Here is a 13,177-nt window from a genome sequence, read left to right as displayed (position 1 = left end):
GCGGGACCGCCGTCCCGCCCGTCCTCCAGCCGGGGCTGGGGGCAATCGCCCGCGCGTGCGGACCTGGACCAACGGCGATTGCCCGTGCTCCGGCCCGGTAGGACGGACGGCGGACCCTCAGGAGTGTCCATGGTGGATGCACAGCGGCGCGGCCGCTGGCCTGCCCGCGGGGCGTGTGGGAGGCTTCCCTGCCCGACGGTAGCCGCACCTCAACGCCCGACGGTAGCCGCACCTCAACCATGCCGATGCGACCCGGCAGGGTGTTCCGGCTAGGCTCACACCCGTGACGTGGCTGCGGGCCTTCGGAGAGGTCGTGCGATCCGGGCTCACGATCGACGAGACGCGGCTGGAGCCCCTGCTCGCGCTGCGCACGGCCGCTGGGGTGGCGATCGTCGTCGGGCCGGCGCTGTGGCTCGCCTCCCCTGCATATGCCGCGTCCGCCGCCCTCGGTGCCTACTCCGCGGGTGGGGCCATCTACCAGCGCACCTGGCGTCCACGCAAGGTGATCGCGCTCGGCGCGGGCGCGGGTCTGGCGCTCAGCACCTTCGTGGGCTACCTGGCCGCGGGGCGACTCGTGACATTCCTCCCACTGCTGGCCGTATGGGCCTTTGCCGCGGGAATGGCGTGGGCCGTCGGATCGACTGCTGGGATCGTCGCAGCGACGACCGTCGGCAGCATGCTGGTCACCGTCACCTTGCCCACGAGCGTCGGGCGAGCCCTGGAGCACGCCGGGGTCATCGCACTGGGAGGAGTGGCGCAGGCCGTGCTGATCTTGCTGTTCCCGATCCGGCGTTGGGGGGCGCATCGCGACGCGCTCGCCGACGCCCTGGCCGCCGTGGCGGACTACGCCCGCCGGCTGCGGCACGACCCGACCGCCCCGTTCGACCCGGAGCCGCTGATGACGGCCCGGGACGCGGCCGCCGTGACGCCGTCACAGGCCCGCACCCGTCCCCCCGTCCTGCACGGCCCCCGAGGACTCGCCGAGCGCATTCGGCCGGTCGTCGCCGCGCTCGCCGACCCGGACGTCGGCGCCCCGGCGGAGGGACTCGGGCGGGACCGCGCGCGGGAGTTGCTCGACGCGGCCGCCGACGTCCTGGATGCGGCCGCTCGTTCGATCCGCCGCGGCACTCCCGCCGAGGTGCGGCCCGGGAGCACGGACGTCCTGCGCGTCGACAAGGAACACGAGGTGCTGGAGGGCCCCGCGCGGCAGGCCGCCGAGCAGCTCGTGGAACTGCTCGGCGAGGCGTTGGAGATCGCCAGGAGCGGCAGCGCGTCCGGGAGGACGCCCACGCCGCCCGGCTCCACGAGCGCCCAGTTCCTGGTGCGCCCGACAATGTTCCGGCTGGTCCCGGTCGTCGTCCGGGCGGTCCGCCGTGAGCTCCGCCGGGACTCGCCCGTGCTCCGGCACGCCGTCCGCCTGGCGGCGGTGGCCACGCTCTGCTACCTGATCGCCGCCCGGCTCCCCCTGGGCCACGGCTACTGGGCGCCCATCACGTCGGTGATGGTGATGCGGCCGGACTTCCACCGGACGTACGCGCGCGCGGTGGCCCGTCTCGCCGGGACCCTGGCGGGGGTCGCGCTCGCCACCGGGATGGTGCGGGCCCTGGGCCCGGATGCCCATGTGTTCGGCGCGCTGGCGGTGGTCTCGGCGGGCCTGTCGTACACGCTGAACCGTACCGGCTACGCCTACTCCCAGTGCTTCACCGCCGCGTACGTCGTCTTCCTGCTCGGCATGAGCGGCCAGGCGTGGGAGCAGACGGTCCCGGAGCGGGTGGTGCTCACCCTGCTCGGCGGGGCCCTGGCAATGCTGGCCTACGTGGTGTTTCCCGCGTGGGAGACACCCCGGCTGCCGGGCCGGCTAGCGGACTGGCTCGCCGCCAACGGCCGCTACGCGGCCGCGGTGCTCCGCAACTACGCCGAACCGACCCGGGACCATCACGCCGATATGCGCAGGGCACTGCTGGCGAGCAGGGAGGCACGTGCCGCCTGGCATGAGGCATACGACCAGGCAAGGCAGGAACCGGTCCGCCCCAGGGGTCTGACGTCGCGCGAGGCGCAGGAGGCGCAGGAGGCGCTCAAGGGGTTCGGTCGGGCGGCGATGCTCATGGAGAGCCACGTCCCGCGGGCCGACAGCCGTTTCGTCCCCGAGGCGGAGCGGTTCGCCGAGGCCCTGGAGGCGGACACCGCGCAGGCGGCACTCGACGTGCGCGAGCACAGAAATCCGGACTGGGGGCGCGTGGAGGAGGCGCTCCACGCGTGGGAGGGCGCCGACGGGGACCGGAGCCGGGTGGTGCGGCGCGGGGCGGAACTGCAGAAGCGGGCCTTGGAAGACCTCGCGACCGCCGTGAGCCACACACCCCTGGAACGGGACGTCGGCTCTGCTCGCGAGGAGCAGCGGGTGCGGGCGGCCGCGGCGGCGGAAGACGACGGATCAGGGCCCGCGCACCGGGGTCGGTGACGGCGCTGGCGGCGGGGAGCGCCGCGCCTCCTGGAGCGGGAAGTAGTCTCCCGGCCGCGTCGAACGCCGCCACACGTACGCCGCTGTCGCCATCACGAGGATCAGACCCGCGAGGATAAGCAGTTCGATGCCCTCGACGTTCCACCGGAAGGACTTCTCCGCCTCGGCCGTCACGATGAGCACCTTGCGGATGCCGGCAACAAGGCCGACGACGAGGAACGGCTCCGCGTCGAGGGTCTGGTTCCTGATGGTGAGGCGGACGGTGTGGAGCAGTTCCGCCACGATGAACAGCACAAGGCTGTTGTCCAGGGCGGAGAGAACGACCGTCTCCTCGCGGTACGGCCCCTGGATCGACCTGACGACGTCGTGGACGACCCCGACGGTCAGGAGCCCCGCGAGCAGTACGAGGAGCGCCGCGACGACGAGATGGATGCCGTCCTCGATGAGCTGCAGGAGGCCCTGTACGCGGCCGCCCTCGATCTTCGGGAGAATGGGTCGCACAGTCAGCATGCTAGGGGTTCTCCGGCCCGCAGGCGCGGCGTGCTGCCGAATGGGGGTGCCCCTACGGGTTTGGTCAAGCTGATGGGGTGGGTTGCGGGTCGTAGAAGGTGCCGTTGTCGACCGGGTCGTCTCCGAGCCCGGCCGGATCGCCCAGTGCGATCTGTGGTTCCCAGAGACGAAGGTGCAGGTCGGAGCCGGACAGCAGCGGATCCTGCCGGTGCTGGTCATGACGCTTGAGTTCTCCCGGTTCCTGTCCGCGGTGATGATCCCGTCCCGGCAGGCCGGCGACATCCTGTCGGGTATGTGGTCCCTGATCCACGGCATCGGCCGAGTGCCGAAGACGCTGGTCTGGGACCGGGAGGCCGCGATCGGCGGCACCGGGAAGGTCACCGCCCCGGCCGCGGCCTTCGCCGGCACCCTGGCCACCCAGATCGGCTCGCCCCGCCACGGGATCCCGAGCAGGCGCGGTTCACCGGGCAGCCCGTCCACCTCCGCCTGGTCAACGACGACCTGCGGGCCGGCGCCGAACTCTTCGCGTTCGTCGCCGCCAACCCTGCCGAGGCCCGCCAGATCCTCGGGCCCCATCCGTGGTCCCGGGTCACCGACGCGCATGCGGCCGGCTGGTCCCGCCAGGTCTCCCGCATTCCGCACCAGCGGGAACTCAGTGACGAGCACTACGTCGACGACCACGCGCTCGCCCAGATTCCCGCCGCACTGCCTCTGCTCGGCCTCGGCCGCGATGAGCAGATGCTGGTCACCCGCGGCGACGGGCAGCAGGTCACCGTCGACGGCTTCGATGACCCGCAGGCCATGCGCATGATCCTGCTGCAGATCCTCACCGGACGGCGGTCCAGCGAGATCCGCACCAGCCGCTTCGACTGCCTCTCCCCAGTCCCCGAACGGGGCGTCGACGCCGCCGAGGGCGAACAGATCGCCCGCTTCCACTACGCACAGAGCAAGATCGACATCGCGCCGGACAACATCCTCGTCGACGCCGAGGTCGTTGCGGTCATCGAGGAACAACGACACTGGGTCCGCGCCCACTTCCCCGGCATCACCCCGCGCCACCTTTTCCTGCAGCGGACCGGCAACCGCCAGGGCGACAAGCCCTACCCTTCGGGCACCTACAACTGGATGCTCCGCGAGTTCAGCAAGCTCGTGAAGATCACCGACAGCAAGGGCAAGCTGGTCGGGCTCAGCCACACCCACCGCTTCCGCCACACCAAGCTGACCCGACTCGCCGAACTCGGCCTACCCGTCCACGTGTTGATGCGCTACGCCGGACACGCCACCCCGTCGATGACGATGCACTACGTCGCCGCCCGCCAGGAGCATGCCGAGCAGGCGTTCCTGGCCACCGCGAAACTCCGCGCAGACGGCACCCAGGTGGCCTTCTCTCGCGACGACCACGACAGCCTCCACTTGTTCGACCGCGCCGACCGGTTCCTGCCCCACGGCTGGTGCCTGCTGCCGCCCCTGCCGACCTGCGACAGGGGAAACGCCTGCCTGACCTGCTCGGTCTTCGTCACCGACGCCTCCCACCAGACCGCACTTCAGCGGCAGTTGGCCGAGACCGAAGCCCTGATCAACCGCAGCACCACCGCGTTCCAGGAACGGCACGGCCGCCCGATGCCCGAGGACAACGTCTGGCTGATGCAACGCAGAGCCGAACACGCGGCCCTCACGAAGCTGCTGGACACCATCCACTCCAAGCCGGGACGCGCGGTCCAAGGCGCCGGCTGCGGCGCCGCCCCCACCGGCCCCGTCCCTCTCACTCTCGACCTCGACCGTCACCGAAGGATCCGGCCATGACCGACGACGCTCGCGCCAAGCGCACCCAGACCCTTGCCGCCGCGCAGGCCAAGTGCCAGGCCAAGACCGACGCGGCAGAGAAGGCAATCCGCACCCTGGTCAAACGGAGTGAGCCGATCACCTTCCAGGCCGTCCAGCGCGAGGCCGGCGTCTCCCACGCCTTCCTCTATAACCACCCCGACCTGCGAGGACGTATCGAACGACTCCGGGCCCAAGCCCGTCCCGCCCCCACACCGGCCGCTCCGGCCGACGAGCAGAGCACCCTCGTCCTCGCGCTGACCGGCCAGATCACCCGCCTCAAGAAGCAGCACGGAGAGGAACTACAGGCTGCGGGACGCCCTGGAGCAGGCACACGGCGAGAATCTCGACCTCCGCCGCGAACTCGCCCGCCGCGGCGGAGACACCCCACCGCCACAAGCCCGAGTCATCGGACCCTGCTGACCTCACCCAGCGGTCATCAGGCCGATGAGCTCGGCATCCGTGCTCCCGGAGCACAGCCGGACGTCGAAGTTATAGCCCTCGTCGCAATACACCAGGTCAAAGCCCGCCGGAGCGAGCCTGCGGAACACCGCCGCCAACCTCACAGCGTCAGCCTCCGGGACATCCAAGTACAGACACGTCCCGTCCTGATGCAGATATGCCTCACCGGCGCCGTCTTGCGCCTCGAAGGACCAGCAAAAACTCCGTGCCTCGCTGCGAGGTGTCGCATCGATCTCGACAGCAGCCCACCCGGCTCGGATCGCCGCGGTCAGAGCGTCACGATCGACCTGCCAGCCACCCGCGTCTCCACCGACCATCACCATGAACGTCGCCACAGCGACTGTCTATCACTACCGCCCAGGCACGGACTGCTTCTCACACTCCATCGATCGCAGAAGTGTCCTGAGCTGGAATGTCAGCCAGAAACAGAAACCAAACCGGGGATAACGGGCGGGATCGGCAAGACACACCTGGCCATCGGGCTGGGCGTCAAGGCCGCCCACGCAGGCTACTCGGTCCTGTTCGACACCTCGAGCAACTGGATCGTCCGCCTGGCCGCGGCCCACCAGGACGGCCGGTTGGAAAGGGAGCTGAAGAAGATCCGCCGCTACAAGTTGATCATTATCGACGAGGTGGGCTACATCCCGTTCGACCAGGACGCAGCGAACCTGTTCTACCAGCTCATCGCGTCGCGCTACGAGCAGGGCTCGGTGATGATCACCTCGAACCTGCCCTTTGGTCGGTGGGGAGAGACCTTCTCCGACGGCGTCGTCGCGGCCGCGATGATAGACCGCCTGGTTCACCACGCCGAGGTCCTCACCCTCACCGGCGACTCCTACCGGACCCGCCAACGACGCGAGCTCCTGGCGAAAGAGAACCGGTGAGGCCGACCATCAGCAGGGAACCTCAGCCGAACCGGTGATAGACGACGTCAGCGAGATCCGCGCGGTCGAAGGCGGAGACATTGGTGAGGTGGCTGTCGAACGGGCCCACCTTCGACACCGAGCAACCGCGGCGGAACACGATCTGAAGACCGTGCTCGGGCTCCCAAGCGCACTCGCACTCCACGGAGACATATACCTGCCGGTCGCCGTGGGCGTCCTCCCGCTGGACCGACACCTCGCCTCCGGGCCGGACATGCGACCAGACGTCGTCCGGGCTGGCGATGGACACGAAGCCCTCGTCGTCGCCCACCTCGGCCCTTACATCCAGGTAGTACTGGAAGACCGGCACCGACGCGGACTTCAGAGCCGACTCGTCAAGCCCCCGAAACGCGCTGATGGCCGTCTCGAAGTCGACCTTCGTGTCGTCATCGTCATAGCCGGCGACGACGAATCGGCACAGGGCGTCACCGAAGACGGGAACGGCAAGTGGCGCACTCACGTAGTCGCCAGATTCAGCATCGGCTGTCACGGGGCCGAGGCCGGGGACCTCCATGCGCGCACTCTAAGGGCTGTCCCGTAACCCCCGGCGGGCGCACGACGACAGCTACGGCACCTCGCCGCGTTGTCGGATCGCCCGAATACGCCCAGTATGAGGACGGCCCTCCGCCTTGCGATGCACCGCATCTGACGCCGCGCGCTGATCCACCGGGGATTACGGGACAGCCCTTAGGGCTTCCATTGAGAGCCCCGGACGGCACAGGCACGCTACGACCCCAGGGGGTCAAATCTGCGGGACTGGTCGGTGGTCAATTCTGCGAGAGCGTTGACACGCGCGGGTGATCGTGGAGCGGTCCACGCCGTAGAGCCCAGCCAGAGCTGCATGAGGAAGCTGTAACCGCAGGACGACCAGGTTGGCGATGATCCGGTCGGTGAACGCCAGTTGGTGGTTCGGGCCGACCCCGGCTGCCCGCAGACGGGCACGACCCCTGCGGTTGTGCAGTCGACCCTCCTCGGAGGCCATCCACGCATGAGCCAACTCGCCGATCAACGCACCGAGTCGACGGTACTGAAGGCCGGTGAAGACGGGTTGGGACAAGGCAGTGCGGCCAAGGTGTTGCGTCACATCAACACCCAACCCGCGCGGCCCCCTTCACGTCCCGGCGCACCCACTGCGACTGCCACGCACCATGACGTCAGTCTGCTCTCCACCGCTTGCGGTTGCGGCGATGCGCGCGGCTCAGTCAGAAGGTGTCGAGCGCGCCCACGGCCGCACGGATGTGGCCCGGCCCGCCCCCCGGCCGCCTCCCGGCGCACCACCAGGAGAGCAGCCCCTCCACCTCGCGCGTATGCATGCCCAGGTTGTGTTCGACGCATAGGGGCCACGCCTGCCACAGACGCTCAGCGACAGTATCCTGCGCGGCGTCGGCGACGATCGCCAAGGCATGAGCAGGATCTTCTGCCGTCTTTGGGTACAGATGACTGCCGTGCCACTCGCCGTTGGCCAGGGCGACGTAGACATACTCCGGCTCGCCCGCCTCGTAGGAAGGCTGGGCCAACAGTTGCAGAGGTCCCTGCTCAGGAAGAGTCACTGCCAAGTCCCGGTTGAGGAGCGCTAGAGCCTCGTCCCACAGGGGGTACTCGCCCAGCGAGACCCGACGGACTTCGGGTTGATCGCAAAGAGTATGCATAGGGGCATCCTCCACTACGGACGGCCGACCCCAATCGCACACCAAGTCGTAACCTACGGTCGGTCGGCATCGAACCCAGCTGATTACGGGGACAGCCCTTGAACGATCATTCCACACGTCCAGGGAAGAAGATCAAGAACCACGGGCCGCCTGATGATCGGTGAGCGTTCTTCATCCGCCTGCCTCGCCAAGTCGTCGCCGGTGAAGGCTGCGTGGTTTCGGCGAACTGAGCCGGCAGCGGATCCCAGGTGATCACCGCATCCGCCTCTTCGATGCTGACAATGAGAGCGCTGCGACTGTTGATCAGGCACAGATGGCGGTTCCGCCTGTTCCTCTCAGCGCCTTGCGGTTGCCGGCCTTGTCAGGCACGACCGTTGTGGTCGACGAAGCGCACGCTCTGACCCCCCACAGCCACGTGCAACTGCAGTGGCTTCTGGGCTGGCTGGGGAGTCTGCGTACGCCGGTGGTGCTGTCCGCGACGATGCCTGCCTCGATCAGCCGCGGCCACCGCGGTCGTCACCGGCCGCACTCGGCATCGGCACGGTCATGGTCAGGCGCGGTTCCCCGTGCCGTCGGCAGCGCCGCGGAGCGCACCGGCGGCGCGGGGACGCGGAGCGTCACAGGTGCTGCTGGAACCATTCGAGGGCGGCGCTGCTGGCCCGCTCGAACTGCCGGTCGTACGGGTCGAAGTGCCCGCCCGGAATCAGGACGAGTCGTTTCGGTTCCAGTGCCCGTTCGTAGGCCTCGAGCGCGACATCGGTCACGGTCAGGTGGTCCGACTCGGCGACGATCATCAGCAGCGGCCTGGGCGAGACGCGCTGAATGAGCTGCCCCGGCTCGTACATCCGCGCCCAGCGGGTCGAGCGCACGGTGACCCGGTTCTCCCAGGTGTCTTCCGCTGGGGCCTGCAGGTAGAACTCGATCGCGTCCGCCGAGGTGTAGGACGCCTTCACGCCCGGGTCGGCGCTCACCACGTGCTGGTATTCCAGCGGTTCGCCGCGTGCCGCGCGGCGTTCGGCGTCGGCGAAGCCCGCCTCGAGGGCCGGTACCAGGTGCGGGGGCACGCGTCGCAGGGCCTGGAGGTAGCCGCTGATGTTGGGTACCTGCGCCACCACGGCGGACAAGCGGTGGTCGGTCGCGCCGAGCACGATGGCGTGGCCGCCGGCGTAGCTGCTTCCCCAGACTCCGAGCCGGGAGGGGTCCACCTCCGGCTGCGCCTCCAGGAAGGAGATGGCCCGGCGCCAGTCCTCCGCCTGCTGCCAGGGGTTGACGTCGTGGCGCGGCTCGCCGGCGCTGGCGCCGAAGCCCCGGTGGTCGTGGACGAGCACCGCGAACCCGGCCTCGGCGAAGCACCGGGCGAAGCCTTCGAGCGCATGCTCCTTGACCCCGGCGTAGCCGTGCGCCATGGAGATCGCCGGGTGCCGGCCGGGTGTGTCGGGGACGAAGTACCAGCCCCGCAGGACGACTCCGCCATCGGCGGTGAACTCGACATCGCGCCGCTCAACCACAGGTACTCCCTTTCTTGCCGGCCTGCCGCAAAGCCCGCCGTGTTGGGCTCCGCGGCCGCAGTGGGGGCTCGCAGGCCCGGCACGCCGTGCGTGCGGCGTCCACCTGTACGGATCAGGCGGACGAGGTCGATGACCCCGGCTGGCCGTTGCCTTGACGGGCGGTGAGCCTAACATCGGAAAGTCACAGGCAATAGAGCTATACCTCTGACAAGAGCATCCCCCGCCGGCAGGGTTGACGACATAGGTGATCTCCATATGCTTGTGACTCTCAGTTCGGCTCCCGAAGGGGAACGTCATGATCATCAATGCCGCTGATCTCGACCCGACCTCCAGTTACAAGCTGCTGATCGGCAGCGTGTTGCCGAGGGCGATCGCATGGGTCAGCACACAGTCGAGCCAGGGCACCGGCAACATCGCCCCGGTCTCGTTCTTCACCGTGGTCGGCCGGCTTCCCCCGGTCGTCTCGATCTCCCTGCAGCCCCGGGCGGACGGGGTGACCCTCAAGGACACCTTCGTCAACATCCGCGACACCGGCGAGTTCGTGGTCAACATGGCAACGATCGACCAGGCCGACAGCCTTCACCGGTCCGCCTTCGAGTTCGACAGTGATGTCGACGAATTCGAGGCGCTCGGCCTACGCAAGGGCGCCTGCGACATCGTGTCGGCGCCGCGCATCCTGGATGCGCCGATCTCCATGGAGTGCGTCGTCGACCGCATCATCGCGATGCCCCCGTTGCCCGACCACGTCGTGTGGGGGCGCGTCGAGCGCTTCCACATCCGCGACGAGGTGTATCTCGACAACGGAAGAATCGACGTCGGCGCCCTCGGGGCGGTCGGGCGGCTCGCCGCCGAGTACTCCCTCGTCGACAACGTCTTCACCACCCCGTTGCCGCAGGAGCTCGTTGAACAACTCCGCGTGCAGCGCAGCCGGCGGCTCGATGAGCGTGCCACCGACTACTCACCCATTGACACGGCCGAATGGTCGGCCTCCGGCTCGACGAGGACGGAAACGGCATGACCACCACACCCGGGGGCATCCCCATCACCCGGACCCCGGCCCGTCAGGCCGGCGCTGCGACCGTGTTGCTGATTCACGGATTCCTCGACGACACGCAAGTCTGGGACGGGGTCGTGGACGCGCTCGACGGCAAGGTCGCGACCGTCAGGTACGACCTGCCCGGCTCAGGGGCACGCGCCGGTGGCGCCGCCGACCCCCGGGATCTGTCGCTCGAGGGGTTCGCGGCCGAGGCCGGTGCGCTGCTCCAGCAGATCGATGCGCCCGTGATCGTGGCCGGGCAGAGCATGGGCTCGCAGGTCGCCGAACTGGTGGCGGTACGCCATGCCGACAAGGTCCGCGGCCTTGTGCTCCTGACGCCTGTTCCGCTCGGCGGCACTCGGCTGCCCGACGAGGTCGTCGCCCCGTTCCGGGCGCTCGGGGGGCAAGTGAACGCTCAGCGTGCGGTGCGTTCGCAATTGTCACCCGCGCTGGGTGAGCGGGAACTCGACCGGCTCGAGCGCGCCGGCGGCGCTGTCGCCCCTGACGTCGTGGCGCGATACGTGGACATCTGGAACCAAGGCGTCGACGACGCTCCCACTCCGAGCCGCTACACCGGGCCGGTCCTCCTCCTTCGCGGCGGGGCCGACGGATTCGCCAACCAGGAACTGGTCGAGGCGATCGGCTCCCGGTTCGGGCAGGCCGACGTTCAGGTGGTCGACGGCGGCGGCCACTGGCTCCACGTCGAACAGCCGGCGATCGCCGCCTCCGCGATCCTCGACTTCACGGACAAGGCCGTAGCGGGGATCGCGACGCGCGGGTGGCAGACGGGATTCGCCGACAAATCGGAGAACAGCTTCGCGGACGGTTTCGCCGAGGACATTGTGCTCGAGGCCGCCGTTCTGACCAAGCCGATCCGAGGAAAGGCGCTCGTCGCGCCGGCGCTCGCAGCGGCCAGCTCGCTTTATGAGTCGCTGGAGTTCACCGAAGAGACCACCGACGGCCCGACCAGCTATCTCCAGTGGCGGGCAACGGCCTTCGGCGGCGTGGAGATCGCAGGTGTCACCGTGCTCCGCCGCGACACCGACGGGAAGATCGCTTCTGCGGCGATCCACCATCGCCCGCTGACCGCCGCCCTCCGGTTCTCCGGCGCGCTTCGCGATCTGCTCACCGGCGTGATTCCGGCCGACCACTTCCACGGCGCTCAGTACCCGCACCAGGGCTGAGACAACACACCTACCAAGGACGACAAAAGGTAGCACCGGATGCCTCACCTGCATTTCTCCATCCACGACTCCGTCGCCGAGTTCACCCTCGACCACCCGCCGCAGAACCGCATCGACGACCAGATGTCGGAGGAACTGCTGGCCGCGGTCGGCAAGGCGGAAGAAGCGGGCGCTCGTGCGATCCTGATACACGCGGCCGGCGAGGACTTCAGCTTCGGCGGCGACATCGTGCAGTGGCCGCAGCTCGGGAGCGGGGAACTGCGCGCCCGGTTCGAGAGCTACATGTCCGCCTTCAATCGCCTCGAGCAGGTCCCCGTCCCGGTCGTCGCCGCCGTCAACGGCCTGTGCTTCGGAGGAGGATTCGAGCTCGCGCTGCGGGCCGACGTGGTCTTCGCCGGACAGTCGGCCAGGTTCGGACACCCCGAGCAGAGCATCGCGATCGTCACCCTCCTCGGGGGGATCTACCGCGTGGCCGCCCGCGCCGGCCGAGCGCGAGCGTACGAGTGGGCCCTGACCTCCGAGCAGGTCCCGGCCGAGGTGATGGCGGCGGCGGGCGTCATCAACCACATCGTGCCGGACACCGACACAGTGGAACGGGCGCGGTCGTTCGCACGGTCCGTCGCCTCCGGTCCCACGCGCGCGCACGCCGCCCACAAGGCACTGCTGAGGCTTTGGGAGTCGGGCGGGTCACGGGCCGCCGACGACGCGATGTTCGACATCGCCATGCCGCTGTTCGGCACCCAGGACGTCAGCACGGCGCTGCCGGCGTCGGTCGAGGCCTACCTGGCAGGCCGCCCTCGGCCGCGTTTCGACTTCCAGGGCCGCTGAACGGGCCGGCGACCTGCAAGAACATAACTCCGATAGACTCTTACAGCAGCACAGGTCTGCCGGTAGGACGAAGGGGAGCGGAATGACGGCACGGTGGCCCGCGAGTATTCGCTACGCCGAAGCGGAGGACGCCGCCCCCGGCGGCCTCGGCTTCGTCGTGGACCTGCTCAGCACGGCCAGCCACGGCAAGCCGCCCGAGCCGGACCTGCTGTCCGACGTGGAAACGGCGCAGGCATGGCTTGACGCGTCGTTGAAGGCGTTGCGGGACGCCGACCCGCAGGCTCCCGCGGAAGACGTCGCGCTCGACGATCGAGGCCTGCGCAGGCTGCGCATGCTGCGCGACCAGCTGCGCCGGGTACTTGCCGGGGAGGCGCCGAACGGGCAGCAGGCGATCGTGGCACGCACCTCGGTGACCGTCACCGCTGCCGGGCCGGCGATCGCACCCGGTCAGGGCGGAGTCGAGGCCCTGCGCACCTACGCGCTCATTCAGCTGCTTGCCGCGTCCTATCGCGACACTTTCAAACGGGTGAAGGTGTGCGCGAACCCTCGCTGCCAGGGCGCGTTCTACGACCGGTCCAAGAACTGCTCGCGCGTCTGGCACGACGTCACGGCGTGCGGGAACGCCGAGAACGTGCGGGCCTACCGGGCCCGCAAACGGGCGCAGAAGACCCCGTTGCACTGAGCAGAGCCGCCCCCGGGCGGCTCTGCTGTGCTTTCGGGCGCGACGGCCGGCATCCGCAAGGGGGCGCCTGGAGCCCGGCGCCTGGCTCGGCACCAACCGGCGCGAGACGCTGGACG

Annotated in this window: 11 protein-coding genes and 1 pseudogene; 8 read left to right on the top strand and 4 right to left on the bottom strand. The window is 69.3% G+C overall.

Annotated features, from left to right (window positions below; all coding sequences use genetic code 11):
* Positions 1-283 precede the first annotated feature (283 nt).
* Positions 284-2,458, top strand: a complete 2,175-nt coding sequence (locus ACFV0T_RS35355; protein ID WP_385788567.1) for an FUSC family protein — start codon at positions 284-286, stop codon at positions 2,456-2,458.
* Here the strand turns inward: ACFV0T_RS35355 and ACFV0T_RS35350 are convergent.
* Entirely contained in the window at positions 2,432-2,968 is a 537-nt protein-coding gene (locus ACFV0T_RS35350) for a phosphate-starvation-inducible PsiE family protein (protein ID WP_385788564.1), read from the bottom strand. The genes ACFV0T_RS35355 and ACFV0T_RS35350 overlap by 27 nt on opposite strands.
* A 106-nt stretch (positions 2,969-3,074) precedes the next feature.
* Between ACFV0T_RS35350 and ACFV0T_RS35345 the strand changes: the two are divergent.
* The 3 genes and pseudogenes from ACFV0T_RS35345 to ACFV0T_RS35335 all read left to right on the top strand — a co-directional run.
* Positions 3,075-3,418, top strand: a pseudogene (locus ACFV0T_RS35345) (IS21 family transposase); the annotation flags it as partial.
* A 288-nt stretch (positions 3,419-3,706) separates the two neighbouring features.
* Positions 3,707-4,771 carry a tyrosine-type recombinase/integrase gene (locus ACFV0T_RS35340; RefSeq protein ID WP_385788633.1) on the top strand — a complete coding sequence of 355 codons (1,065 nt, stop codon included), beginning with the start codon at positions 3,707-3,709 and terminating at the stop codon, positions 4,769-4,771.
* A complete protein-coding gene (locus tag ACFV0T_RS35335) occupies positions 4,768-6,135 on the top strand; it encodes a DUF6262 family protein (protein ID WP_385788561.1) in 1,368 nt (455 codons plus the stop codon). The genes ACFV0T_RS35340 and ACFV0T_RS35335 overlap by 4 nt, the downstream gene beginning before the upstream one ends.
* 22 nt (positions 6,136-6,157) lie before the next feature.
* Here ACFV0T_RS35335 and ACFV0T_RS35330 read toward each other — a convergent pair whose 3' ends face one another.
* The 3 genes from ACFV0T_RS35330 to ACFV0T_RS35320 all read right to left on the bottom strand — a co-directional run bounded on the left by ACFV0T_RS35330 (position 6,158) and on the right by ACFV0T_RS35320 (position 9,331).
* A complete protein-coding gene (locus ACFV0T_RS35330; RefSeq protein WP_385788558.1) occupies positions 6,158-6,688 on the bottom strand; it encodes a DUF6985 domain-containing protein in 531 nt (176 codons plus the stop codon).
* A gap of 688 nt (positions 6,689-7,376) precedes the next feature.
* Positions 7,377-7,724 (bottom strand): hypothetical protein, encoded by a 348-nt coding sequence (locus tag ACFV0T_RS35325; RefSeq protein WP_385788555.1) that lies wholly within the window; start codon positions 7,722-7,724, stop codon positions 7,377-7,379.
* A 716-nt stretch (positions 7,725-8,440) separates the two neighbouring features.
* Positions 8,441-9,331, bottom strand: coding sequence for an alpha/beta hydrolase (locus tag ACFV0T_RS35320; protein WP_385788552.1), 891 nt, complete (start codon positions 9,329-9,331; stop codon positions 8,441-8,443).
* A gap of 295 nt (positions 9,332-9,626) precedes the next feature.
* Here ACFV0T_RS35320 and ACFV0T_RS35315 point away from each other — a divergent pair, with 295 nt between their 5' ends.
* The 4 genes from ACFV0T_RS35315 to ACFV0T_RS35300 all read left to right on the top strand — a co-directional run bounded on the left by ACFV0T_RS35315 (position 9,627) and on the right by ACFV0T_RS35300 (position 13,061).
* The gene (locus ACFV0T_RS35315; protein ID WP_385788550.1) at positions 9,627-10,349 is read left to right on the top strand and encodes a flavin reductase family protein; all 723 of its coding nucleotides are present in this window, start codon (positions 9,627-9,629) and stop codon (positions 10,347-10,349) included.
* On the top strand, positions 10,346-11,551 hold the full coding sequence (locus tag ACFV0T_RS35310; protein WP_385788547.1) for an alpha/beta fold hydrolase: 1,206 nt from the start codon (positions 10,346-10,348) through the stop codon (positions 11,549-11,551). Before ACFV0T_RS35315 ends, ACFV0T_RS35310 begins: the two co-directional genes overlap by 4 nt.
* 39 nt (positions 11,552-11,590) lie before the next feature.
* A complete protein-coding gene (locus ACFV0T_RS35305) occupies positions 11,591-12,379 on the top strand; it encodes an enoyl-CoA hydratase/isomerase family protein (RefSeq protein WP_385788544.1) in 789 nt (262 codons plus the stop codon).
* Positions 12,380-12,461: 82 nt separating this feature from the next.
* The gene (locus ACFV0T_RS35300) at positions 12,462-13,061 is read left to right on the top strand and encodes a CGNR zinc finger domain-containing protein (RefSeq protein ID WP_385788541.1); all 600 of its coding nucleotides are present in this window, start codon (positions 12,462-12,464) and stop codon (positions 13,059-13,061) included.
* Positions 13,062-13,177 lie beyond the last annotated feature (116 nt).

The sequence above is a fragment of the Streptomyces sp. NPDC059582 genome (assembly GCF_042735715.1).
GTDB lineage: Bacteria > Actinomycetota > Actinomycetes > Streptomycetales > Streptomycetaceae > Streptomyces.
The sequence above is the reverse complement of the archived record's forward strand: the minus strand, read 5'-3'. Positions and strand labels throughout refer to the sequence as shown.

What these genes read in the sequence shown, in the direction of transcription:
- ACFV0T_RS35350 (WP_385788564.1), bottom strand. Translation starts at nt 2,968, where the DNA reads ATGCTGACTGTGCGACCCATTCTCCCGAAGATCGAGGGCGGCCGCGTA.
- ACFV0T_RS35340 (WP_385788633.1), top strand. Translation starts at nt 3,707, where the DNA reads ATGCTGGTCACCCGCGGCGACGGGCAGCAGGTCACCGTCGACGGCTTC.
- ACFV0T_RS35335 (WP_385788561.1), top strand. Translation starts at nt 4,768, where the DNA reads ATGACCGACGACGCTCGCGCCAAGCGCACCCAGACCCTTGCCGCCGCG.
- ACFV0T_RS35330 (WP_385788558.1), bottom strand. Translation starts at nt 6,688, where the DNA reads ATGGAGGTCCCCGGCCTCGGCCCCGTGACAGCCGATGCTGAATCTGGC.
- ACFV0T_RS35315 (WP_385788550.1), top strand. Translation starts at nt 9,627, where the DNA reads ATGATCATCAATGCCGCTGATCTCGACCCGACCTCCAGTTACAAGCTG.
- ACFV0T_RS35310 (WP_385788547.1), top strand. Translation starts at nt 10,346, where the DNA reads ATGACCACCACACCCGGGGGCATCCCCATCACCCGGACCCCGGCCCGT.
- ACFV0T_RS35305 (WP_385788544.1), top strand. Translation starts at nt 11,591, where the DNA reads ATGCCTCACCTGCATTTCTCCATCCACGACTCCGTCGCCGAGTTCACC.
- ACFV0T_RS35300 (WP_385788541.1), top strand. Translation starts at nt 12,462, where the DNA reads ATGACGGCACGGTGGCCCGCGAGTATTCGCTACGCCGAAGCGGAGGAC.